The sequence below is a fragment of the Candidatus Mycobacterium wuenschmannii genome (genome assembly GCF_030252325.1).
Classification (GTDB): Bacteria; Actinomycetota; Actinomycetes; order Mycobacteriales; family Mycobacteriaceae; genus Mycobacterium; species Mycobacterium wuenschmannii.
Map to the genome: position 1 here is coordinate 1,220,093 of NZ_CP126981.1, position 22,911 is coordinate 1,243,003.

The window sequence follows — 22,911 nt, forward strand, 5'->3', positions numbered from 1 at the left end:
GTCAATCGCCGCCGGGTTCGACCAGCTTGCCGATGTTGAAGTCGATCTTCACCCAGCCCCTGCGACGCCGCAGATTGTCAATCAGCAGCATCGGAATCTGCAGGTGGTGAACCATGAAGTAGGGCAGTGGATCCCACCACGCGAAGATCGCGTCTTTGCCGCGCAGGATGCTCCTCAACGTGGCCCAGCGTCCTCGCCGGGTGAGCAGACGCCATGCTTCGTGGTAGATCCAATACGTCGGGCGGGCCCCAGCGAGCGGTGTGATGGTCGGTCGCCCCCGCTCGAGATATGCCGCCGCCAGCCCCGGGTGGTTATGGAAGGTGGTGATGGCCGAATGCGTGCGGGGGTTGCATTCAATCGCGTACGCCTCTCCGTCGGCGGCTTCGATGAAGTCGAATGAGAACTGCCCCGTGACGCCGAGGCCACTCACGAATCGCTCGACCCAGGAACGAATCTCGGGACGATCGACCATCGCATAGTTGAGTTGGGACGCCGAGGACTCACTGCAGACGTGGACCTGCAGGCTTCCCTCGATCGCGGTGCCGTGGGTGCAGTACTCGCGACCCGCGATGAACTCCTGCAGGATCCACGGGTCTTCCGCGGAAATCGGCAGCCAGCGCGCCAGCGCAACGTTGAGCTGTGGTGTTTGCCTCGACAGCCGGGGGAGATCCAGGCGGCCGACCGGGCTGTAGGCGATTCGCTTGAGGACGTAGCTGCGTCCTTCGAGGAATTCGAAATTCAGAATCTGCTGCGGGTCGGTGACTCGTATCCAGCTCGGTACTCGAAGACCCAGCGCGACAGCTACTTTGGAGAACTCCGCCTTATCGTCGAGCATCCGCACGGTGTCCTCGGCGCCGTGCATCACCTCGCAGAGGCCGTCCAGGAAGTAGTGGGCACGCGCGTCGGGAACGCTTGCCGCCGGGCTGGAGACCGGAATCACCGTGTCCACGGCCTCGTAGCGGACGATGTCGAACAGCACCGAGTCGTAGGACGCGCCGCCGGGCTCGGGAATGCAGTAAAAGGCATCCACCGCTTTGGAGAACCGGTGTCCGGTGAATCGGTATTTCGCGGTGTCGGCCAGGATCACCCGATGCCCGGCGCGGTGAAACGAGCGGGCCAGTTGCAGCGCCTTCGTCATCTTGCCCCCGGTGATCAACACCGTTCGGCGTGACGTGCCGGCCTGTTCCGCAGCCGGCGGTCGCGCGCGTCCGAGCAGTGCGAGGGCGACGATCACGGCATCGACCGGCAGCGTGACCAGCAGTCCGGCAAGCGTGAGCAGCGTACGGACCGTGTTGGCACCCGGCGCGGACCGCGACCCGTTCACTGGTGCGCCCGGCGGCGACTTGCCCGTATTGCGCAGCGGCACAACGTCATGCATGCGCGGCGCCGTATCTTGCCGAAGTGAACATGTCGATCCCGTCGCCGGCACGCGGATAGTCCTCACACAGCTTCCGATGCAGCACAAGGGTTTCGGCGAGTTCGTCGACGGTCACGTCATTGAGGAACAGGCATCGGCCGATCGGCGCTGGGACAGCCGCGCGCAGTGTGCCGTCGCGGGTTTTCAGGATCGCTTCTGTCGCGGCGGCGAGCAGTTCGGGCGTCAGGTGCTCGCTGTCGAGTGCCAGCCCCAGATCGCTCATCAGTCCGAAGACCCGGTCGCGCTCGTCGACCGAGATGTGGCCGCGCTGTTCGGCGAGCGTCGTCGACAAGGCCATGTCGATGTTGATCGCATGCCCGTGGAAGAACGGCTCCGAGGGCGCAAGTTCCAGCGTGGGACTCCAGGTGTGCCCGAAGGCGATTACCCGGTCGAGGTCGATTTCGTGCAGGTTGGGCGCCTCCAACTCCAGCATGGTGGCGATGGCCTGATGAGTGAGACGTTCCCCCGCAGAACGTAACTCGGGTGTCCCGTCCAGATACCCGAACCGGGTGTGCAGTAATTCCACGCCGTGACGTTCGAGAAGCCCGAAGATCTCGGTGTTGCCGACGACCGAGATCTTGATCAGCTCGGCCATTCCATTGCGAACCTGATCTTCCGGCAGGGTTTTCAGGAAGGAGAAGTCGAGCAGCACCTTCTGCGACGCGTGGTAGGCACCGAGCCTGTTCTTGTGCTTACCGTGGTTGACGGCGACTTTGATCGACACGCTGGCATCGATGAGGCCGATCAGCGTGGTGGGGATGCGGATGTAGGGGGTGTTGCGCCGATAGCTCGCACACGCAAAGCCCGCGACATCGGTGGTCAGCCCGCCGCCCACGACCAGCACCGGTTCGGTGCGTACCAGTCCGAAATCGTTGAACTGGCTGACTATCTGCTCGAACGTCTCCAGCGACTTGGCGGTCTCGCGAATCTGCACCGGCATTACGGTCAGTGCGATCCCGTGGTGATCGAAGTAGGAGCGGATCTGGTCGCCGTAGAGGCCGTACACGGTCTCGTCGATGACCATCATGACTCGGCCGTAGGAACGATAAGTGTCTGCCAATTCGAGGTTTTCACGTTCGAAAACACCATCGACGTACACCAGGTCGTATTCGATCTTCTCGTAGCCCTCCACGTGAAAGGCTCTGGGGCTGTTGATGACTCGCGCTTGTAGATCACTCATGACGATCTCCTCACTGCCGTTGGGGGGTCGGGCGGGCGCTCATGCTCACGCAACGAGCCCGACGATGTGACCGGCGTCGAGGGAGTCGACGATCTCGGCCGCCTCGCCGAAGTCGCCCTCCGCGGTGTTCTCGTTAGGAAACGCAATGCATTTCACGCCGGCCGCGGACGCCGAGGCGACGCCGCCGACGTTGTCTTCGATCGCGATGACGGAGCCCGAGTCCTCGCCGAGCTGCTGGAGCGCGTGCGAATAGACGGCTCCGTCGGGTTTCGGGCTGACGACGGCGTCCCGGTCGACAATCAGGTCGAAAGTGCCGGCTTCGATGTCGGGGCTGAGCGTCTCCAAGAGCGCGGAGATGTTCTCGGGCGACGTCGTCGTGACAAATCCCAGCTTCACGTTGTGGCGCTTGGCCTCCTGAATCGTCGCGACGACGCCCGGTCGAGCCGTCAGGCCGGCCGTGGCCAGCAATTCCTGGAAGATCTGCGACTTGGTCGCGTGCACTGCATCGGGGTCGACGTCGTCGCCGTGCGACGCGGCATAGTCGGCGATCCGCTGTGCGCCGCCGTTCGAGTCGAGCATCGCGATGTAGTCCGGCTGCGACCACTGCCAGTCGAGACCGTGCGATTCGAACGACTCGTTGAATGCACGGCGCTGCAGTTCGGATGTGTCGGCGAGGGTACTGATCGAACCAAAAAGGATGGCAGACATGGGATTCCTTGTCGTGGAACGGATAAGCGGTTCGGGTCAGCAAACTGGCCGACCCGTACGGTAACCGTTTCCCGGTACACTATTGATCTAAACGTTCATTAGTGAATAGATCTTTCAGTACCGAATCAGGTCTCCATCGGCTAACTTCTCTGAGGCGGTTCAACTCAGGAAAGGCCAGCTCAACAATGAAGTGCGTGGATGACACCCGGTACGGGCGATAACTCGGCCGGTGGCAGTGAGGATGCGCGGGTGGCTCGCACCCGCGCAGACGTCGCGCGGGCCGCTCTCGAGGTGCTGACCGGCGAAGGTTCCGATGCCGTCACCCACGCGCGGGTTGCTGAGCTTGCGGGTTACTCCAAAACTACGCTCTACACACATTGGCCGTCCCGTGCCGAGTTGGTCGCCCTCGCACTCGATGGGCTCGGCGATCTCCCGCATCACGAACGAAGCGGTGACCTGCGCGACGATCTCGTCGGCGAACTGAAGGCCTTTCGCGGTGGCATCACCGAAATGCGGCTGGACCGCATCCTGACCGGAATGGCCCAGTGGGCATCGGTCGACGAGATGCGGGAGATCCGGGACAAGATCAACAATTCCGGGCAGGGCCCGTTGCGCGCGATGCTCGGCGAGGTGCTCGACGGCGCCGACCTCGAAGCCGCCGTATCGATGCTCACCGGCGTCGTGGCGTGTCCCTCAATCATGTTCGGTTCGCTGCCCGACGACGAGGTGATCGCGGCGGCCGTGGACATCGTGCTGCGCAGTGCGAAATCCCGGCGGGCGCCTACGCGTTCCTGACCCGCTCGTGTCTGAGCCGCCAAATTCGCAAAAGCCGAAGTCAAGACGCGTACATTGACGTTTCATGTTTCGCGGACGCGCGACGCTCATGCGGGCGAACCCCCGGCTGAAGTCCGTCGTGGGAGGTTCTGCGGTTGCCGCGTTGCTATTGGTCGCGGCGATCGGCTTTCTTCCGGGGACGACGAAGCTCGTTGCGGCCGCGGCCATCCTGGTCGGCTTCATCACCATCTACCCGCGCGCCCTGTCATGCGCTCTGGTGCCGCAGCGCGCCCCAGTGGAGCTCTACGTCGACCAGGACGGCGTCTACGCCGATGACGCGCCGCTCGCGCTGCGCGGCGAGATCGAGCACGCCTACATCAGGCCGGCGCTGGCCGCCCGCGACAGTCGCCACGCGAGCCACGGCGCTGCGACACCCGCCAGCTACGACGTGCACCTGCCGTCGTATCCGCTGACGGTCGAGCTGCTCGTCCGGCATCGCGGGCAGGTCAACATCGACCCGGGCGGCCAGGACTCGGCCGCCGAAATCCTTACCGCGCTTGGTTTTCCGGTGACGATGTGCGCGGCCAACCACCGCGCCCAGACCAACAGCCAGCGGACGACGTCGGTGATACTCGTCGCGCTGTTCGTCGTGGCCTACGTCAGCTATTACCTCTTCATGTCGACTCACCACTGACGACCGGCACCAGTCGCCGCAACTGGGTGACGTGCTTGGGGGAGAGTTCCTCGAGACAGGCCACACCCAGCAGCTTCATGGTGCGAACCAGTTCAGCGGTCAGGATCTCGATGGCGCGACGCACCCCGGCCTCGCCGCCGGCCATCAGGCCGTACAGGTAGGCCCGGCCGATCAGCGTGGTGCGGGCGCCCAGCGCGACCGCGGCGACGATGTCGGCGCCGGACATGATGCCGGTGTCGACTAGGACCTCGGTGTGTGCGCCCAGTTCACGTGCCACCGTCGGCAGCAGATGGAACGGCACCGGGGCCCGGTCGAGCTGACGGCCGCCGTGATTGGACAACACGATGCCGTCGACCCCGAGATCGGCGACGGCGCGGGCGTCCTCGAGGGTCTGGATGCCCTTGACGACGAGCTTGCCCGGCCACCGCGCCTTGATCCAGGCGAGGTCGTCGAAGGTCAGGGTCGGGTCGAACATCGAATCCAGGTACTCGCCGACAGTGCCCGACCACCGATCTAGCGACGCGAACGACAGCGGTTCGGTGGTCAACAGGTCGAACCACCAGCGTGGTCGCAACGCCGCGTCGATTGCGGTCTTCAGCGTGAGCGCCGGCGGAATCGACATTCCGTTGCGGACATCGCGCAACCGGGCACCGGCTACCGGGACGTCGACGGTAGCCAGCAGCGTGTCGAAGCCGGCGTCGGCAGCGCGCTGCACCAGGGCCATCGACCGTTCCCGGTCGCGCCACATGTACAGCTGAAACCATTTGCGGCCGTTCGGCACAGCGGCCACGACATCCTCGATCGAGGCCGTTCCCAACGTCGAGAGCGAAAAGGGTATGCCGGCCGACGCGGCGGCTCGCGCCCCGGCGACCTCGCCCTCGGTGTGCATCAGGCGTGTGAATCCCGTCGGCGCAATTGCGAAGGGGAGCGCGACCGGGCCGCCCAGCACCTGTCGATCCGTGCGGGCGTCGCTGACGTCACGCAGGATCGTCGGGTGAAATTCGATGTCGCGAAACGCTTGTCGAGCGCGACCGAGTGAAATCTCCTCCTCGGCAGCGCCGTCGGTGTAGTCGAAGGCCGCGCGGGGTGTCCGGCGTTTGGCCAGTCGCCGTAGGTCGTCGATCGTCAACGCGTCATCAAGGCGGCGCTGCACACGGTCCAACCGCGGCGTGCGAAAACGGATCAGCGGTGCGAGATCGTGCGCTCTCGGCATCCGACGTGTGACCACTGTGCCACCGTAGGACGTATGCCATTCACAAGCGAACCCTTCGACCTGCAGCGGTTCGTCGACGCGCAGGAGCGGGTGTATTCGGATGTCGTCGATGAGCTACGGGCGGGCCGAAAACGCAGCCATTGGATCTGGTTCATTTTCCCGCAGATCGCCGGTCTCGGCAGCAGCGCGACCGCAGCGCGGTATGCGATTTCGACACTCGACGAGGCGCGCGCCTACGTTCGTCACGACGTCCTCGGGCCCCGGCTACGCGAATGCACCCGACTGGTCAACGCCGTCCAGGACAAGACGATCGGCGAGATATTCGGATCGCCCGACGACTTGAAGGTCCGCTCGTCGATGACGCTGTTCGCCCGCGCCACCGACGACAACGGCGATTTCCGCGCGCTCTTGGACCGCTATTACGCAGGCGAGGAGGATCCGCTGACGCTGCGTCGCCTCGCTTAGACCGGACGCAGAATCCGCCAGCCATGCGGTTCGACGGTCACCGTCTCGGCGACCTCGGGCGGTGGAGCCCCGCTGCCGGAGATGACCTCGGCTCGTGCGGACTCCAATCGCACCCGCAGCGGCTTGTCGTCGATGTTGAGCGCCACGACCAACGCGCTATCGCCGTTGCGGCTTTCGTAGACGTACTGCTTGTTGTCCAGCCGCACCGCCGAGGTCGACGCGCCGTACAACCACGGATGGCGCCGGCGCAGTCCGACCAGGTATTGGTGCAGCGACCAGATCTGGGCACCGCGTTCATCGAGTCGGGCTGGGGGAGAGCCGAACTCCGGTCGCACGGCGTCATCGCCGCCGAAACGCTCCTCTTTGACACCGCGGTAGCCGAACTCGTCGCCGGCGTAGATGCTCGGGACGCCCCCGACGGTCATCAGGACGACGAGCGCGTGGGCCAGGTGCTCGGGCCGCTCGATCTGACTGGCGATCCGGGTCACGTCGTGGTTACCGATGAACGTCAGTGGCGCGAACGTCTCCCGGAAGTCGTTGTGCCGCTGTAGCGCATGGTCGAGTTCGAAGAAGTTGCCGTCATTCAGACCGCTCCAGATCGCCTTCCACAACTCGTACTGGGTGGCGGAATCGAATCCGGTCTCACGCACCACCGCGGCGTAATCGCCGTGGATGAGTTCGCCGACGAACCAGGCATCGGGATGCGTTTCGCGCACCTTCGGGAGCACCGATGTCCAGAACTGCTGTGGCACAGCATAAGCAGCATCCAGTCGCCAGCCATCGGCACCGCGGGCCAGCCAATGATTCATCACGTCGACGGTGTGGGAGACGACGTCGGGGTTGTCGTGGTTCAGGGTGAGCAGGCCCTCGTGGCCTTCGAAGGTGTGAAATCGCCCGGCCCGGCCGCGAAACCAGCCCGCGGCGGCGGCGTCGTTCGGAGCTTCGCGGTACTTCACGAAATCGGTACCGACGTGGTTGAAGACCCCATCGAGCAGGACCCGCAGACCCCGCCGGCGCGCCTCGGAGATGAGGTAGTCGAAGTCGGCATCGTCGCCGAGCCGCGGATCGATGCGGTAGTGGTCGCTGGTGTCGTAGCCGTGGGTGCGGGAGGCGAAGATCGGCCCGAGCGCAACTCCCGAAGCGCCCAGCGCGATCGCGTGATCCAACCATTCGGCGACGCGGCGCAACCGGTGCTCACCCGGTCCGGGCGGTGCATCAGAGGGAAAGGCCCCTACGAAGCCCAGCGGGTAGACGTGCCACCAAACGACGTGTTCGACCCAACTCATCTTCGGCACCCGTTCTCCTGCAGCGTCGTTCCGTCAGCACCGGCCAGCACCGCACCATAAGGACCGGGACCGGCTTTCAGTGCGGTGCGGGCAAGTCCGACGCAGCGCCGCAGGTGCTGCAGATCGACGGCGGTGACGACCACAAGCCCGGAGTTTACGGGCGAATGGCTATCCGGCGGTCGCCAGAGTCTCGGCAGTGGTGATCGCCTGGGCGGCACCGGCGACGATCGCTGCGACCTTCAACGCCTCGAGAATCGCCTCGCGTTCGACGCCGGCCTCCCGCAAGGTGTGCTCGTGCGCGCTCACGCAGTGCCCGCAACCGTTGATCGACGAGACCGCGAAGGACCACAACTCGAAGTTGGCCTTGTCCACGCCTGGGTTGCCGATGATGTTCATCCGCAGACCAGGACGTAGGTCGTCGTACTTGCCGTCCAGGAAGCCGCGTCCCCGATAGAACACGTTGTTCATGCCCATGATCGACGCCGCGCCCAGCGCGGCCTGGTAGGCCTCGGCGGACAGCTCGTCGGCGGCCTCGGCGCCAATCTCGGCCAGCACCCGCGTGTTTCGCGTTGCCGCGGCGCTGGCCAGCAACGTGCCCCACAACTGCTCGGTGTTCAGCGCGGTGGTCCGGCTGATCGAGCCGAGGTTCAGCTTCAGGTCCTTGGCGTACTCGGGCAGTGCCTCTTTCAGATTGTCGATACCCATGAGGTCCTCCTCCGATCAGGCCGAAGCCTTGAGCAGCTCGCCGGCGTCCAGCGTCGGGTCGCCCTTCTTCCAATTGCACGCGCACAGCTCGTCGGACTGCAGGGCGTCCAGCACGCGCAACACCTCGTCGACGTTGCGGCCGACCGAACCGGCGGTCACCGACACGAACTGGATTTCGTTGTTCGGGTCAACGATGTAGGTGACACGGTCGGCGACGCCGTCGGCGTTGAGCGCGCCAGTAGCCTGCGCCAGTTCCCGCTTGAGATCCGAAAGCATCGGGAACGGAAGCTTTTTCAAGTCGTCGTGCTGAGCACGCCACTGGAAGTGCACGAACTCGTTATCCACCGAGGCACCGAGCACCTGGGTGTCGCGGTCGATGAACTCGTCGTTCAACTTGCCGAATGCGGCGATTTCGGTCGGGCACACAAAGGTGAAGTCCTTGGGCCAGAAGAAGACCACCCGCCACTTGCCTGCGAAGTCGTCACTGGAAATCGTGGTGAAGTAGTCCTCCGGCTGCTGGGCATCGACCTTGGAGAGGTCTCCACCGATCAACGCCGTCAGCTTGTAGGCCGGGAACTGGTCGCCAATGGTCAGCAGTGCCATGTCGGTCCTCCACTCAAATTGGATTTAGTCAAGAATGTTGCTTCACCATCCTGCCGGAACCACACTTTGAATGAAAGGTGATCTCTCCCACTACACTGATAGGCATGTCCGATAAGAGTTATCAGCCGACGATCGCCGGCCTGCGGGCCTTCGTCGCGGTGGCCGAAAAGCATCACTTCGGCAGTGCGGCAACGACTCTCGGAGTCAGCCAGTCGACGCTGTCGCAGGCACTGTCGGCGCTGGAAACCGGCCTTGGGGTACAGCTGGTCGAGCGGTCCACCCGCCGGGTTTTCCTGACGGCCGAGGGCAGCGCGCTGCTGCCGCTGGCGCAGGCGGTGATCGACGCGGCGGCGGCATTCACCGCGGCCGCCGCGGGGTCCGCAGATCCGCTTCAGGGCACCATCCGACTCGGCTTGATTCCGACGGTGGCGCCCTACGTCCTGCCGACCCTGCTCGCCGGCCTCGCCGAGCGGTTGCCCGGGCTGACACTGCGGGTGATCGAGGACCAGACCGAGCGGCTGTTGACCGGACTGCGGGAGGGGTCGATCGACGCGGCCCTGATCGCGTTGCCTGCCGACGCCGCCGGCGTGACCGAGATCCCGATTTACGACGAGGATTTCGTGTTAGCGCTGCCGCCCGGCCATCCGCTGGCCGGTAAGCGGCGAGTGCATCCGACGGTGCTGGCCGAGCTGCCGTTGTTGCTGCTCGACGAGGGGCACTGCCTGCGCGATCAGGCGCTCGACGTCTGCCGGAAGGCGGGCGTGCAGGCCGACCTGGCGAATACCCGCGCGGCATCGCTGGCCACGGCGGTGCAGTGCGTCGCCGGCGGGCTGGGTGTCACGCTGATCCCGCGGAGCGCGGTATCTGTCGAGAGCGTGCGCAGCCGCCTGGACCTGGCCTACTTCGCCACACCTCGGCCCGGCCGCCGCATCGGGCTGGTATTCCGGTCGTCGAGCGGACGCGAAGGACCGTACCGACAGCTCGCCGAGATGGTCGGGGAGTTGTTGGCCGCGGACCAGCAGATACGCCCGGTCACGTAGCCGGGGGCACCCCACCACCGGGGCAGGAATGAACGTGTTCTAGTTTCGCTAGATGTTGGACTTCACGCTCGAGAACCTCAGCGCCGAGGACGTCGAACGGTTGCGGGGGATCTACCAGCCCCTGGCGGAGTCGGTTCGGGAGTTGATCGACGCGACGGTCAGGACCGAAGTAGACGCCGACGCGGTCGCGGCCGCCAAGGCCGAGATCGACGCCGCCACAGCACGTTTACGCACCAAGCAAACCGCGGGCAGCTTCGGTGTCCGCTATCTGGAGACCGGCGAGCGGATGGCTTGGGGCAACGCCGTCATCGGCATCCGAAACCCGATCGCGCCGCCGGTGAACATCCGTCGCGAGGAGACCGGCACATTCGTCAGCGACTTTCATCTGGGCGCCCCGTACGAGGGGCCGCCCGGTCACGTCCACGGCGGGGTGGCCGCTCTGGTGCTCGACCATCTGCTGGGTGAGGCCGCGGCCGACGGCATCAATCCACGCCTGACCGGCACAATCAGCTTCCGCTACGTCCGGGCCACTCGACTCGGGGATCTGCACGCCGAGGCCATGATCACCGGGACCGAGGGCGCCAAGACCTACGCGGTGGGCCACCTCGCCGACGCGGAGGGCGTCACCGTCGAGGCCGAAGGCGTCTTCATCCAGCCGCGCTGGTCGCGGGAACGCGCGGAATAGATTTCCAGAATGGAAAAGGTGATCGCGGTTCTTCGGGCCGCCGACGCGGACGAGAAGTGGTGTGAGCGTCAGCGCGGCCCCGTCGCCGAGGCGGTCCTCGCGCTCGGCGTCGCCGGGCTGACGGTCAATGTCCGCGACTCGGCGGTGAGCCATTCGATGATGACGCTCACCATGCTGGACCCACCCGCCGCCGCGATTGTCAGCATCTGGACCCCGCAGTGCTACGGCGACCAGACCACCGAGGCGTTGAGACTGTTAGCAGCCGAGTGCGATCAGCTGGCCGCCTATCTGGTCACCGAGTCAACCCCGCTGTCAGCGCCGCTCCAGTTGGGTGAGCGCACAACGGGATTGGCCAACATCGCGCTGCTGCGCCGACCGCCCGATCTCGACTACGCAACCTGGCTGCACCGCTGGCAGCGCGACCACACGCCGGTGGCGATCGAGACGCAGTCCACCTTCGGGTACACGCAGAACGCCGTCGTGCGGGCGCTGACGACGGATGCGCCGCAATTGTCGGGCATCGTCGAGGAGTTGTTCCCGATCGAGGCGGTCACCGACCTGAAAGCATTCTTCGGTGCTACCGACGACGCTGATCTGCAGCAGCGACTGTCCCGAATGGTCGCCAGCACATCGGCTTTCGGCGCCAACGAGAACATCGACACCGTGCCCACCAGCCGGTACGTGCTCGCGACACCCTTCACACCTTGAGGAGACGCCGGTGATACTCGAAGTCGACGACCTGAACAGGGTGCGCACCCTCAGATTGAATCGGCCGGATGCGCTGAATGCGTTCAACGAAGCACTCTACGAAGCGACCGCACGGGCCTTGCACGAGGCGGCCGAGGATCCTGACATCGCGGTCGTGCTGTTGACCGGAGCGGGTCGCGCCTTCAGCGCCGGCAACGACCTCAAGGAGATGCAGGCCCGCATCCTCGATCCCGAAATGGCCAACCAGGGTTCGCATTTCACCACGATGATCGATGCGCTGACCCGGTTCCCGAAGCCGCTGATCTGCGCCGTGAACGGCGTGGGTGTCGGGATCGGCACCACGATCCTCGGCTACGCCGATCTGGTTTTCATGTCATCCACCGCGCGGCTGAAGTGCCCCTTCACCAGCCTGGGTGTCGCACCCGAGGCCGCGTCGTCCTATCTGCTGCCACAGCTGATCGGCCGGCAGAACGCCGCCTGGCTGCTGATGTCCTCGGAGTGGGTGAGCGCGCAGGAGGCACAGTCGATGGGCATGGCCTGGAAGGTGTGCGAGCCCGACGACCTGCTCGCCGAGGCCCGCAGGCACGCGGAAATCCTTGCCGCCCGGTCGATTCCGAGTCTGATCGCGGTCAAGCAGTCGATGGTCGAGCCGACTGTGCCCGATATCGCGGCGGCTACCGAGCGTGAAAATGCCCATTTCGCAGAGCTTTTGGGTGGTCAGGCCAATGCGGCCGCGCTTGCGGATTTCACCGCCAAGCGGGGGAGTTGAGACTCAGGACCCAGTGGGTTGTAGCTGCGCGGCGGCCTCGATGATCGCCCGAACCGTGCGCCGGCACCGTCCGCAGTCGAGGCCCGCACCACAGCGTGCCGCGACCTCTTTGGACGTGGAGCATCCGCTCGCGACCGCATCGGAAACGGTCTGGCTGGTGACTCCTTCGCAGAGGCAGACGTACATCAGCGGACCCCGAAGACAAGGGTCTGCGATGACCGCGCCGTCCACATGTAGGCAAGTCTAACCTAACTTGCTTTGCCAAGGCTATCCTTACTTAGGTAAGCCTCTGACCAGCACTTTTAGTGAAATCGCCGCCCAAATCAGCGCGCCGATGTCGGCGATCTGGACTAGATTTGTCCTCGGCAGGCGGTGCCGTTCCAGCCCAACATCACCGTCTAGTGCCGCGACTCGAAACCGTGCCAGGGGAGATGTGAGGAGCGATCGTGCAAGGTGATCCGGATGTTCTGCGCCTTCTTAACGAACAGCTGACCAGTGAACTGACCGCCATCAACCAGTACTTCCTGCATTCCAAGATGCAGGAGAATTGGGGCTTCACCGAGTTGGCCGGCCACACCCGTGCCGAGTCATTCGACGAGATGCGTCACGCCGAGCGGATCACCGACCGCATCCTGCTGCTCGACGGTCTGCCGAACTACCAGCGCCTCTTCTCGCTACGGATCGGCCAAACGCTGCGCGAACAGTTCGAGGCCGACCTGGCGATCGAGTACGACGTGCTGAACCGGTTGCGGCCCGGCGTGATCATGTGCCGCGAAAAGCAGGACTCCACCAGCGCATCCCTGCTCGAGGACATCATCGCCGACGAGGAGAACCACGTCGACTACCTCGAGACGCAGCTGCAGCTGATGGACAAGTTGGGCGAGGAGCTGTATTCGGCTCAATGCGTGTCGCGTCCGCCGACGACGGGTCAAGCCGGCGGCTGATCGGGTATAGCTGGCGCGTATGACGAGCGCGCAGACAACTGTCCCACCCGACCCGGAGCTCAGCGGCGGACTGGTCAGCCCGCGGCAGCGTAATTTCGTCTTCCTGGCCATCGTGTTGGGCATGCTGCTCGCCGCGCTCGACCAGACCATCGTCGCCACCGCGTTGCCGACGATCGTCGCCGACCTGGGCGGCGCGGGCCATCAATCCTGGGTCGTCACCAGCTACCTGTTGGCGTCCACGATCATCACGGCGTTGGTCGGCCGGCTCGGTGATCTGTTCGGCCGCAAGAGAATATTTCAAGCCGCGGTGACTTTTTTCGTCGCCGGTTCCGTGCTGTGCGGCCTGTCTCAGTCGATGGGCATGCTGGTTGGTGCCCGCGCGCTGCAGGGCATCGGCGGCGGCGCGATCGCGGTGACGGCGACCGCGCTGATCGGTGAGGTGATTCCGCTGCGCGACCGCGGCCGCTACCAGGGTGCGCTGGGGGCAGTCTTCGGCGTGACGACCGTGATCGGCCCACTACTCGGCGGTTACTTCACCGATCACCTGACCTGGCGCTGGGCGTTCTGGATCAACGTGCCGGTCTCTGTCGTCGTCTTTTTTGTTGCGGCGGCGGCGATTCCGTCGCTGACCGCGCGCGCGAAACCGGTGATCGACTACGCCGGCATCCTGCTAGTCGGGCTCGGCGCCACCGGTCTGACGCTGGCGACCAGTTGGGGCGGGACGACGTATCCATGGGGCTCGGCGACGATCATCGGGTTGTTCACGGCATCGGTGGTGGCGCTCGGGGCTTTCGTCTGGGTCGAAAGCCGGTCATCCGGACCGGAATCCGCGCCGATCCTGCCGACCCGGCTGTTCGCCAACCCGGTCTTCACGGTGTGCTGTGTGCTCTCGTTCGTCGTCGGGTTCGCCATGCTCGGCGCGCTCACCTTTCTCCCTACCTACATGCAGTTCGTCAACGGGGTGTCGGCAACCACCTCGGGTCTGCGCACGTTGCCGATGGTCGCGGGCATGCTGTCGACGTCGATGGGCAGCGGCGTCGTTGTCGGCCGGACCGGCCGCTACAAGGTCTTTCCGGTCGCCGGGACGGCGGTGATGGCGCTGGCCTTTCTGCTGATGTCGCGGATGGACCCATCGACATCGACTGTGCTGCAATCGATTTACCTGTTCATCCTGGGCGCCGGCATCGGGTCGTGCATGCAGGTGCTGGTGCTGATCGTGCAGAACACCTCGGCGTTCGAGGACCTCGGTGTCGCCACCTCCGGCGTCACCTTCTTCCGGACGATCGGCAGCTCGTTCGGCGCGGCGATCTTCGGCTCGCTGTTCACCAACTTCCTGCACGGCCGAATCGGGCCCGCGCTGGCGGCATCCGGCGCCCCTGCCGCCGCGGCGAACTCGCCAGAGGCGTTGCGCCGCCTGTCGCCCGCGCAGGCCGCGCCGATCGTCGACGCCTACGCGGCGTCGCTCACCCAGGTGTTTCTCTGCGCGGTACCGGTCGCGCTGGTCGGGTTCGTCCTGGCGCTGTTCCTGCGCGAGGTGCCGCTGCGCGACATCGGCCAGAACGCCGCCGACCTGGGCGACGGGTTCGCGATGCCGACCACGCAGACGCCAGAGGAGCTGCTGGAGACCGCGATCGCGCGGCTCACCCGAGGCGAGCCGGGCATGCGGTTGCGCAGCATCGCGATGCGTCCCGACTGTCGGCTCGACGTCGCGGAGCTGTGGGCGTTACTGCGCATCAACCGCTACCAGCAGGCGCTGGGCATCGCCCGCAGCACCGATATCGGCGAGCAGCTGGGCATTCCGTACGAGGTCCTCGAACCCACCTTCGACCGGCTGGTCCGCGGGGGATACGCCCAACGCGACGTCGACCGGCTCTGGCTGACCCCGGCCGGACTGCGTGAAGTCGACTTCGTCTCGTCGCTGCTGCAGGGCTGGATCGTCGACAAGCTGACTCGGTCCAGCAATTTCGAGATCCGTCCCGACCGGGCACAGGTCGAGGCGGCCCTCAACCGGATCACGCATCGCATGGTCACCCAACCCACCTGGGACGACGATCGGTCCGAAATTTCTGAGCTTGTCACGCAACGACTTCCCATAGGGCGCGCCGGGCGTAGCATCCAGCCATGAGCCGAATCGGAGCCTTCCCAGATGACGACCTCGCCGGCTGGATGCTGAAGTCGCCCGAGCTCGGCGGCGGCATCGCCGGCTTCAGCGACGCGGTCTACAACCGCAACCGCCTGCCGATGCGCACGCGGGAAGTGGCCCGGATCGTCATTGCGCACGCCAACGAGTGCGAGGTGTGCGTCAACACCCGCGACGGCGACGGGCTCGCCAATGGTGTCGACGAAGACGTTTACGAACACGCCGACCAATGGCGCACCTGGCCCGGTTACAGCGATCAGGAGCGCATCGCCGCGGAGTTCGCCTACCGGTTCGCCACCGAGCACACCGTGTTGCGCGACGACGAGGACTTCTGGGCGCGAGCCAATGAGCACTTCTCCGAAGAGCTGCTGGCCGACCTGGCGTTGTCGTGCGCGATGTGGGTCGGCATGGGCCGCGTGCTACGGGTACTGGACATCGGCCAGTCCTGCAAGCTCACCCTGCCCAGCCGGGTCTGACAGCGCGCGATCTTCGAACGGGTCAGCGAACCAATGGCGGCTTGAACTGCTGGTTTAGCGAGCGCTCTCGAACACATCCTAAGAGATGTGGGTGGCGTGTGACGCAGATCAAATCCGGGTACAGACCGGCCTATGGCATCGCTGGCCGAGCTCAAGAACTGGGCGCGCGAACAAGTCGCATCGCGCGTTCCCAAAGCTGATCTGGACCAACGGGACCCGGACTACATCCGCGACCAGCTGCCCCGAACCTGGCTGTTGGCGTCGTTGTACTTCCGGGCCGACGTCCAGCACCTGGACCGGATCCCGACCGAGGGGCCGGTCCTCCTCGTCGGCAATCACAGTGGCGGTAACGTCCCGCCCGACACCTTCGTATTCACCCTCGCGTTCTGTTCGTACTTCGGCGTCGAGCGACCCTTCTATCAGCTGGCCCACAACCTCGTCGTGTCCGCGCCGCCGCTGGGTTGGCTGCGCAAGTTCGGCACCGTCGCGGCCAACCACGACAACGCCCGGATGGCGCTGGAATCTGGGGCCGCGCTGCTGGTCTACCCCGGCGGTGACTACGAGGTGTTCCGACCCTCGTGGGAGCGGCACAAGGTCGACTTCGACGGTCGGATGGGGTACGTGAAACTGGCCCGCGAGGCCGGCGTCCCGATTGTGCCGGTGGCCAGTGTCGGCGGTCAGGAGGCCGCGCTGTTCATATCCCGCGGACAATGGCTGGCCAAGCTGCTGATGGCGGATAAGTTGTTGCGGCTCAAGAGCATTCCGATCTCGCTGGCGTTGCCGTGGGGTCTCAACGTCAGCGACCTGGCCGGGCACATCCCGCTGCCGACCAAGATCTCGATCGAGGTTCAGCATCCGATCGAGGTCGACGGCGACGACCAGGCCGTGCACGACAAGGTGATAGCCAGCCTGCAGGGTGCCGTCGATCGCCTCGCATCCCGCCGCCGATTCCCGGTGCTCGGCTGATGCGCGTCGACCGCAGCAACGTCATCGACGCCGACCGCGACGTGGTGTGGAAGATCGTCAGCGATCCCGACCGGTATCCGTCGTTCATGACGAGGCTCGAGCGCTGGGAGAGCGCCAACGACCAACCCCTCGGTGTCGGGGCGCGCTACTTCGCGCACTGGAAGGTCGGCTCGGTGCCGATAGGCGGATTGATGGAGGTAGTGGAGTTCGACGACCGGCGCGACCTGGCCTGGGTCGGCATCACCGGAGTAACGCTGCGCGGTCGAATCCGGGTGCGCGACAAGGGTAATGGGCAGACCAAGGTGACGTTCCGATTGTCGTATCAGGCGCCGGGCGGTATTTGGGGCTACATCGCCGACCGCGTCGCGGTGGGCCAGGTGAACCGGATCGCGGCCGATACGCTCAAGCGGCTCAAGCAGATCGCCGAACTCGGCGGCTGACTAGATTAACCCCGTCGCATCGAAAATCCACGACGTGTCCGCGGCCGCAAGGTCTTCCAGCCACGTCGGGGGAGCGTGGTTGGTCAGCCCACCCATGTCCCAGTAGTCCTTCCACAGCGTCACTTTGCCGTCCTCGACTCGGTGCACCGAAACGAATTGCAGCACAGCAGTTTCCCCGCTCGCCCAGTTCCAGGTCTCGGAGTGCTCGTACATCACGTCGGCGCCGTTGGACAGCAGCACGCCGTCATGGTTCTGGTAGCCGGCCAGCGGCTCGAGCCCGACCTTGATCCGCTTCACGATGTCCTCGGGCCCGCGGGCGGCCAGCGTGGGCCCGACGGGCATGTCGACGTAGATGCAGTCCTCGGCCAGATAGGTTTTCAAGGACTCCCAGTCGCGGCCCGACAGGGCCTTCCACAGACCGAGCACCACTTCGTCGACTGACATGGGCTAAGGCTGACAGGCAACCCCCCGTGCCGGGCAAGGATTGGCGGATCTTTACAGTCTGGCCAGGCAACGACGCTCGCAGGAGGTGGGGATGCCAACGCTGCGGTCACGACGCAAGCGCACCCGGGAGACCAGTCCATCGCCGTTCTCGCCACCCTGGACACCCAGGGAAGCGCAGTTCGGCATCGGCATCCACCACAACGTCGCGGTGCCGATGAGCGACGGCATCAATCTGCGGGTCGACATTCATTACCCCACCGACCCGGCCACCGGCGATCCAGCGCCCGGACCATTCCCGGTGCTGATGTCGCTGACGCCCTATGGCAAAAAGGCCCCGCCGCCGGCCGCCCAGATCGGCGGCGGCGCCACCCCGTTCCTGATCAAGCGGGGCTACATCGAGGTCATGGTCGACGTCCGCGGGTGCGGCGTATCCGAGGGCGAGTTCCAGATGTTCGGCGCACGGCAGGCCCAGGACGGCGTCGAGCTGGTCGACTGGGCATCGCGGCTGCCCAACTCCAACGGTCGCGTCGGCATGTTCGGGGTGTCTTACCTGGCGATCAACCAGCTTTTCACGGCGGCCGCGGTCGGGCCGGACTCGCCGCTGAAGGCGATCTTCCCGGTGATGGCCGCGCGCGACTTCTACCGGGACGCCGCGGCGATGGGCGGCGCGCCACACCTGCGCACCATCCGGGCGTACGGCGGGGTCTACAACCTGCTCAACGTCGTCAACCCGATGCTGGAGGTGATCAACCGCGGCAAGCACGCCCGGCCGCGGGCCGGTGGCATCGCCGGGGTCCGCAAGCGCGGGCGCGCGCAGCGCGGCTACTTCGGACCGCTGATCGCCGACGCGGTGGCCGGCGGCGAAACGTCCTTCGACGAAGAGTTCTGGGAAGACCTACGGCCCGCCACGGTGATACCGCAGATCGTCGCCAACAAGGTCGCGGTCTTCCTGGTCGGCGGCTGGCATGACGCCTTCCAGCGCGGAGTTCCGCTGAACTACGCCGCTCTGCAGAACGCCTTCGCCGGGCGGCCCGACGAGCAACCGATGCAACCCGGCCAGCCGGTCTCCGAGCATCTGCGCCTGATGATGGGTCCCTGGTATCACGTCACGATGTACGGCAACCTGCACCTGCATGCCGTCCAGCTGAGGTGGTTCGACTACTGGCTGAACGACGACGCCGACGCGGAGATCACCGGGCCACCCCTGACCTTTCAACCCATCGGTGACTCGCGTTGGTTCCACGTGCGCGACTATCCGCTAGAGCAGGCGAGGCCCACCCGCTTCTACCTGTCTGAAGCCGGACGCCTGACCGGCGATCCCGCGCCCCAAACATCAACGGCCACAGTCAAATACGTGGGCCGCGGGCCGGTGGCCGGCCGCAGTGTCGAGCAGTGGACACTCGGGATGACCAGCTTCATCCGCAGTCAGCGCGGCGGCCGCACCCGCTACGACCAGGACAACAGACGGGTGCAACGCGGCGCGCTCACCTACACCACCGACGCCTTCGCTGACCCGACGTTGCTCGCCGGGCCGATCACGTTGACCCTGCATGCGACCGCCGACACCACGGAGTCGCTGTGGGTGGCCCATCTCGACGACGTCGCCCCCGACGGATCGTCGCGACCGCTGACGCAGGGCGCGCTCATGGGCTCCCACCGCGCACTGGACCCCGAGCGCACCTGGCGCCTGCCCGACGGCACCGTGCTCAAGCCGCACCATCTCAGCACCCGCGCGGCGGTCACGCCCGTCGTTCCGGGTGAGCTCACCCAATACGACATTGAGATCTTCCCGACCGCCGCGTTACTCGAATCCGGCCACCGATTGCGGTTGACCGTCACCACATTCGACTTCCCGCATCTCGTCCCGACCGCGCCCGCGCGTAAAGCGCTGGCGGGCGGAACGTATCGGCTACACCAGGGTGGGCCGACGCCTTCGCACCTGCTCGTTCCACTCGCCGATCCGAACAGTCTCGACTGATCAAGCGCGGCAGCATAATCCGGGCACGGCGCCCGGTTGTAGGGAATACTCAATCTTGATGACTTCATTACAGCGATACATCGCCGAAGAGATTGCCTCCGATCACGTCGATGGATTGCTGACCAGACGCGAAGCCATGCGCCGTTTGGCGTTGCTGGGGTTGAGTAGCGGCGCGGCAGCCACCTTGATCGCGGCCTGCGCCGACCACGAGGCCCGGCCGCTGCACTCGAGTTCGGCCGAGGGGGTCGAGCCGCCGGGCGCCAAACAGGCGTTGCCCACCGAGCCGATCACCTGGGCTGGCCCGCGCGGCGAACTCCAGGGCGCCTGGGCGCAGGCCCACAACGCCCGTCGCGGGGTGCTGGTGATCCACGAGAACAAGGGACTCACCGACTGGGTGCATTCGGTCGCCGAGCGGTTCGCCGGCGCAGGCTATTCGGCGCTGGCCATCGACCTGCTGTCCGAAGAGGGCGGCACCGGACAATTCACCGACCCGGCCAAGGCGACCGCCGCCCTCGCCGCCGCACCCCAGGACCGATTCCTCGCCGATCTGAACTCCGGCATCACCGAACTGCAGAATCGCGTCCCCGGCGGCAAAATTGCGGTGGTCGGGTTCTGCTTCGGTGGCGGGCTGGTGTGGGAGCTGCTGGCCTCCCACAACGCCCGGCTGTCGGCCGCGGTCCCGTTCTACGGTCCGCTTCCCGACAACCCCGACTTCAGCGGCGACAAGGCGACCGCGGTGCTGGCGTTCTACGGGGCGCTGGACAAGCGCGTCACCGACTCTCAACCGGCGGCCCAGGCCGCGCTCGAGCGCGCCGGCTTGATCCACGACATCGTCATCGAACCCGACGCCGACCACGCGTTTTTCAACGACGGCGGACCGCGCTACAACGCGGCCGCGTCCGAGGACGCCTGGCATCGGGTGCTCGAGTGGTTTGGCCGCTATCTGTCTTGACGGCATGATGCGTGCGTGACCTCTGCACCGCCCGTCATCACGCTGCGCCAGATCCTCGACTCGCTCGACCTCGAACAGGTCAACGCGGAGTTCTTCGTGGGCAACCAGATCGACGAGATCGCGCATCACATCTCCGGCGGCCACATCGCGGCGCAGGCGTTGATGGCAGCCAGTCGCACAGCCTCCGATCGCCTGCCGCACAGCATGCACATGTACTTCCTGCGGGCGGGCGACGCTCGGCAACCGGTCGACTTCGAGGTGACCACCCTGCACGACGGCGGCACCTTTTCCGCCCGCCGAGTGACCGCCCGTCAATTCGGCGCGGTGCTGCTCGAAGGCGTCGTGTCGTTCAGTAAGTCCGTCGAAAGCATTGTCTACCAGCAAATTCCACCCGACCTGCCGGACCCGGACACGGTGCCTGGCTTCGCCGAGCAACACCGCGACCTCGCCGAGGAACGCGACGGTTGGTGGGTACGCGAGCAGCCGATCGACTATCGCTACGTGGACCCGTCCGCCCGGCTCGCGGCCGACATCGCCGAGGCGCCGCCGGCGCAGCTACGAATGTGGTGGCGCCCCAACGGCGATGCGCCGGCCGACCCGGTGATCGCCGATTGCCTGGCCGCCTTCGTCGCAGGACGCACCCTGCTCGAGTCGGCGATGATCGCCCGTCGTACCACCCCACTGGGGCCGGGCTTCTCGGCGCTGATGGACCTCGCCATGTGGTTCCATCACCCGCCGAACCTGTCGGACTGGATTCTCTATCAACAACATTCACCCAGCGGCATCGGTGGTCGCGGGTTGGCCCAGGGCACGATGTTCAATCGCAGCGGCGAACTGGTCTGCACCTCAACGCTGGAGTGTTACTTCGGCGGGACACAGCCGGCGACGATGCAGAGCGCCAGCGATGAAGAGGAGCGAAGTCGCGATTTGAGCGGCTAGCGCGCAGCCATCGAACGGGCCTGGCCCAGCGCGACCGGCAGCGTCGACCAGCCGTGCAGCACCCGGGTGTCGCGGCGGCTGCCCACGCCGGCCGACCGGACGTCGGGGAAGCGGTCGAAGAACGCCCGCAGACCAACCTCACCCTCGGCGCGCGCCAGCGCCGCACCCAGGCAGAAGTGCCGCCCGCCCGAGAACGCCAGGTGCTTGCCGGCATTGTCGCGTTCGATGTCGAACGTGTTGGGATCGGGAAAGACGGCCGGATCGCGGTTGGCCGCGGCGACGTAGACGATCACCAATTCGCCCTGGCTGATCGGACGGCCCGCGATCTCGGTGTCGTTCAAGGCTATTCGCGCGGTGAGCTGCACCGGTGACTCCAGTCGCAGGATCTCCTCGACGGCGTTGGGCCACAACTCGGGCTGCGCGGTGAGCGTCCGCAGGTGCTGGGGAGTGTCGAGCAGCATGCGAATCCCGTTGCCCAACAGGTTGACCGTGGTCTCGAATCCCGCTGCCAGCACGAGGCCCGCGACCGCGCGAAGCTCCGCGCGGTCGAGATAGGTCTCCGGCGAACCGCTTTCGGCCTTCGCGATCAGCTGGCTCATCAGGTCGTCGCCGGGATCGCGGCGCAGCTTGTCCAGGTGCGTGTCCAGCCAGGTGTTGAATCCGACGAGTCCACCCTGCACACGCTGGTATTGCGGCCAGGGCAGCCCGAAATCCAAACTGGGCGCGGCTAATTCGCCGAACTCGAGAATTCGCTGCCGATCGCCTTCGGGCACGCCGAGGATGTCGCTGATGATGGCCACCGGCAATTGCGAGCAGTACCGGTCGACGATGTCGACCACGCCCGGCTCGCGGGACAGCTCATCGAGCAACGACTCGGCGGTCCGTTCGACTCCGTCGCGCAGCGCGCCCACCGCGCGATGAGTGAACACCGATGACACGGTCTTGCGGTAGCGGGTGTGATCCGGCGGTTCGACGGCAAGCAGTGAGGGCGGGCGCAGCGGATGCAGCAAATCGTCGCGCGCCGTCCGCTCCAGCCACCGCAGCGGCCCAGGCAGGTTCGATCCGATTGACAGCACCCGGAATTCGTCCGATCGCAGCAATTCATGACCGATGGCATGGTCGGCGGTGAGGTAGCCGACGCTGGATCGCACCAGCGGGCCACGAGCGCGGACCACTTCGTAGAACGGGACCGGATCGGCCTTCACCGACGGGTCGGCGATCAGCCGGGCTTGGAGATCGCCCCGCCGCGCTCCGAGTCGGGAGGCGCCGCGGACGAAACCGTGCAGAGCCAGCCAGTGCAATCTCTGCTTCAAGTCGATCGCCACCGGTCGGGCCTCCACATCGTCGGGCAGTGCTGCGGCCCAGCCTACGACCCGACCGGGATC

The 22,911-nt window shown here is 65.8% G+C and carries 25 protein-coding genes; 15 read left to right on the top strand and 10 right to left on the bottom strand.

All coding sequences use genetic code 11. The annotated features are described in order from the left end of the window. Position 1 precedes the first annotated feature (1 nt). The 3 genes from PT015_RS05880 to PT015_RS05890 are packed head-to-tail and all read right to left on the bottom strand — an operon-like array spanning position 2 to position 3,305. Entirely contained in the window at positions 2-1,378 is a 1,377-nt protein-coding gene (locus tag PT015_RS05880) for an ATP-grasp domain-containing protein (RefSeq protein ID WP_285189536.1), read from the bottom strand. Next, positions 1,371-2,597: a sedoheptulose 7-phosphate cyclase gene (locus PT015_RS05885; protein WP_285189538.1), complete on the bottom strand. Its 1,227-nt coding sequence runs from the start codon at positions 2,595-2,597 to the stop codon at positions 1,371-1,373. The genes PT015_RS05880 and PT015_RS05885 overlap by 8 nt, the downstream gene beginning before the upstream one ends. A 45-nt stretch (positions 2,598-2,642) precedes the next feature. Continuing rightward, positions 2,643-3,305 carry an HAD family hydrolase gene (locus PT015_RS05890; RefSeq protein ID WP_285189540.1) on the bottom strand — a complete coding sequence of 221 codons (663 nt, stop codon included), beginning with the start codon at positions 3,303-3,305 and terminating at the stop codon, positions 2,643-2,645. A 198-nt stretch (positions 3,306-3,503) separates the two neighbouring features. On the opposite strand from PT015_RS05890, the gene PT015_RS05895 reads away from it, so the two are divergent. Together PT015_RS05895 and PT015_RS05900 are read left to right on the top strand one after the other, a co-directional pair. Beyond that, the gene (locus tag PT015_RS05895; protein WP_285189542.1) at positions 3,504-4,100 is read left to right on the top strand and encodes a TetR/AcrR family transcriptional regulator; all 597 of its coding nucleotides are present in this window, start codon (positions 3,504-3,506) and stop codon (positions 4,098-4,100) included. Positions 4,101-4,164: 64 nt separating this feature from the next. Continuing rightward, positions 4,165-4,773: a hypothetical protein gene (locus tag PT015_RS05900; protein WP_285189544.1), complete on the top strand. Its 609-nt coding sequence runs from the start codon at positions 4,165-4,167 to the stop codon at positions 4,771-4,773. Here the strand turns inward: PT015_RS05900 and PT015_RS05905 are convergent. Beyond that, positions 4,754-5,986, bottom strand: a complete 1,233-nt coding sequence (locus PT015_RS05905) for an alpha-hydroxy acid oxidase (RefSeq protein WP_285190949.1) — start codon at positions 5,984-5,986, stop codon at positions 4,754-4,756. The two genes, PT015_RS05900 and PT015_RS05905, sit on opposite strands and share 20 nt — an antisense overlap. A gap of 33 nt (positions 5,987-6,019) precedes the next feature. On the opposite strand from PT015_RS05905, the gene PT015_RS05910 reads away from it, so the two are divergent. Beyond that, positions 6,020-6,451, top strand: coding sequence for a DUF1810 domain-containing protein (locus tag PT015_RS05910; protein ID WP_285189546.1), 432 nt, complete (start codon positions 6,020-6,022; stop codon positions 6,449-6,451). Here the strand turns inward: PT015_RS05910 and PT015_RS05915 are convergent. The 3 genes from PT015_RS05915 to PT015_RS05925 form a co-directional block, all read right to left on the bottom strand. Beyond that, positions 6,448-7,737 (bottom strand): alpha-amylase family protein, encoded by a 1,290-nt coding sequence (locus PT015_RS05915; RefSeq protein ID WP_285189548.1) that lies wholly within the window; start codon positions 7,735-7,737, stop codon positions 6,448-6,450. The genes PT015_RS05910 and PT015_RS05915 overlap by 4 nt on opposite strands. A 168-nt stretch (positions 7,738-7,905) precedes the next feature. Beyond that, a complete protein-coding gene (locus PT015_RS05920) occupies positions 7,906-8,442 on the bottom strand; it encodes an alkyl hydroperoxide reductase (protein WP_285189550.1) in 537 nt (178 codons plus the stop codon). Positions 8,443-8,457: 15 nt separating this feature from the next. Continuing rightward, complete coding sequence (locus PT015_RS05925) at positions 8,458-9,045, bottom strand: peroxiredoxin (RefSeq protein WP_285189551.1); 588 nt, start codon at positions 9,043-9,045, stop codon at positions 8,458-8,460. A gap of 104 nt (positions 9,046-9,149) precedes the next feature. On the opposite strand from PT015_RS05925, the gene PT015_RS05930 reads away from it, so the two are divergent. Genes PT015_RS05930 through PT015_RS05945 form a run of 4 tightly spaced genes read left to right on the top strand, consistent with a single transcriptional unit; the run spans position 9,150 to position 12,247 of the window. After that, complete coding sequence (locus tag PT015_RS05930) at positions 9,150-10,085, top strand: hydrogen peroxide-inducible genes activator (RefSeq protein ID WP_285189552.1); 936 nt, start codon at positions 9,150-9,152, stop codon at positions 10,083-10,085. Between the two features lie 52 nt (positions 10,086-10,137). Next, entirely contained in the window at positions 10,138-10,770 is a 633-nt protein-coding gene (locus PT015_RS05935) for a PaaI family thioesterase (RefSeq protein ID WP_285189555.1), read from the top strand. Positions 10,771-10,779: 9 nt separating this feature from the next. Beyond that, positions 10,780-11,478: an EthD domain-containing protein gene (locus PT015_RS05940; protein ID WP_285189556.1), complete on the top strand. Its 699-nt coding sequence runs from the start codon at positions 10,780-10,782 to the stop codon at positions 11,476-11,478. A gap of 10 nt (positions 11,479-11,488) precedes the next feature. Continuing rightward, positions 11,489-12,247, top strand: coding sequence for an enoyl-CoA hydratase/isomerase family protein (locus tag PT015_RS05945; RefSeq protein WP_285189558.1), 759 nt, complete (start codon positions 11,489-11,491; stop codon positions 12,245-12,247). Between the two features lie 3 nt (positions 12,248-12,250). Here PT015_RS05945 and PT015_RS05950 read toward each other — a convergent pair whose 3' ends face one another. Further along, a complete protein-coding gene (locus tag PT015_RS05950; RefSeq protein WP_285190950.1) occupies positions 12,251-12,433 on the bottom strand; it encodes a (2Fe-2S)-binding protein in 183 nt (60 codons plus the stop codon). A 260-nt stretch (positions 12,434-12,693) separates the two neighbouring features. Between PT015_RS05950 and bfr the strand changes: the two genes are divergently transcribed. The 5 genes from bfr to PT015_RS05975 all read left to right on the top strand — a co-directional run bounded on the left by bfr (position 12,694) and on the right by PT015_RS05975 (position 17,213). Next, the gene (gene bfr / locus PT015_RS05955) at positions 12,694-13,191 is read left to right on the top strand and encodes a bacterioferritin (protein ID WP_285189559.1); all 498 of its coding nucleotides are present in this window, start codon (positions 12,694-12,696) and stop codon (positions 13,189-13,191) included. A 19-nt stretch (positions 13,192-13,210) separates the two neighbouring features. Then, positions 13,211-15,316, top strand: a complete 2,106-nt coding sequence (locus PT015_RS05960) for an MDR family MFS transporter (protein WP_285189560.1) — start codon at positions 13,211-13,213, stop codon at positions 15,314-15,316. Next, entirely contained in the window at positions 15,313-15,807 is a 495-nt protein-coding gene (locus PT015_RS05965) for a carboxymuconolactone decarboxylase family protein (RefSeq protein ID WP_285189561.1), read from the top strand. Before PT015_RS05960 ends, PT015_RS05965 begins: the two co-directional genes overlap by 4 nt. Positions 15,808-15,939: 132 nt before the next feature. Continuing rightward, positions 15,940-16,773 (top strand): lysophospholipid acyltransferase family protein, encoded by an 834-nt coding sequence (locus PT015_RS05970; RefSeq protein WP_285189562.1) that lies wholly within the window; start codon positions 15,940-15,942, stop codon positions 16,771-16,773. Then, a complete protein-coding gene (locus tag PT015_RS05975) occupies positions 16,773-17,213 on the top strand; it encodes an SRPBCC family protein (RefSeq protein WP_285189564.1) in 441 nt (146 codons plus the stop codon). The genes PT015_RS05970 and PT015_RS05975 overlap by 1 nt, the downstream gene beginning before the upstream one ends. Here PT015_RS05975 and PT015_RS05980 read toward each other — a convergent pair whose 3' ends face one another. Further along, positions 17,214-17,657 carry a nuclear transport factor 2 family protein gene (locus PT015_RS05980; protein WP_285189566.1) on the bottom strand — a complete coding sequence of 148 codons (444 nt, stop codon included), beginning with the start codon at positions 17,655-17,657 and terminating at the stop codon, positions 17,214-17,216. Positions 17,658-17,841: 184 nt separating this feature from the next. Between PT015_RS05980 and PT015_RS05985 the strand changes: the two genes are divergently transcribed. Genes PT015_RS05985 through PT015_RS05995 form a run of 3 tightly spaced genes read left to right on the top strand, consistent with a single transcriptional unit; the run spans position 17,842 to position 21,526 of the window. Then, a complete protein-coding gene (locus PT015_RS05985; protein WP_285190951.1) occupies positions 17,842-19,635 on the top strand; it encodes a CocE/NonD family hydrolase in 1,794 nt (597 codons plus the stop codon). Positions 19,636-19,693: 58 nt separating this feature from the next. Continuing rightward, the gene (locus PT015_RS05990; protein WP_285189568.1) at positions 19,694-20,587 is read left to right on the top strand and encodes a dienelactone hydrolase family protein; all 894 of its coding nucleotides are present in this window, start codon (positions 19,694-19,696) and stop codon (positions 20,585-20,587) included. A 15-nt stretch (positions 20,588-20,602) separates the two neighbouring features. Next, on the top strand, positions 20,603-21,526 hold the full coding sequence (locus PT015_RS05995; RefSeq protein ID WP_285189569.1) for an acyl-CoA thioesterase: 924 nt from the start codon (positions 20,603-20,605) through the stop codon (positions 21,524-21,526). Here PT015_RS05995 and PT015_RS06000 read toward each other — a convergent pair. Then, positions 21,523-22,839 carry a cytochrome P450 gene (locus tag PT015_RS06000; protein ID WP_285190952.1) on the bottom strand — a complete coding sequence of 439 codons (1,317 nt, stop codon included), beginning with the start codon at positions 22,837-22,839 and terminating at the stop codon, positions 21,523-21,525. The two genes, PT015_RS05995 and PT015_RS06000, sit on opposite strands and share 4 nt — an antisense overlap. Between the last annotated feature and the right edge of the window lie 72 nt (positions 22,840-22,911).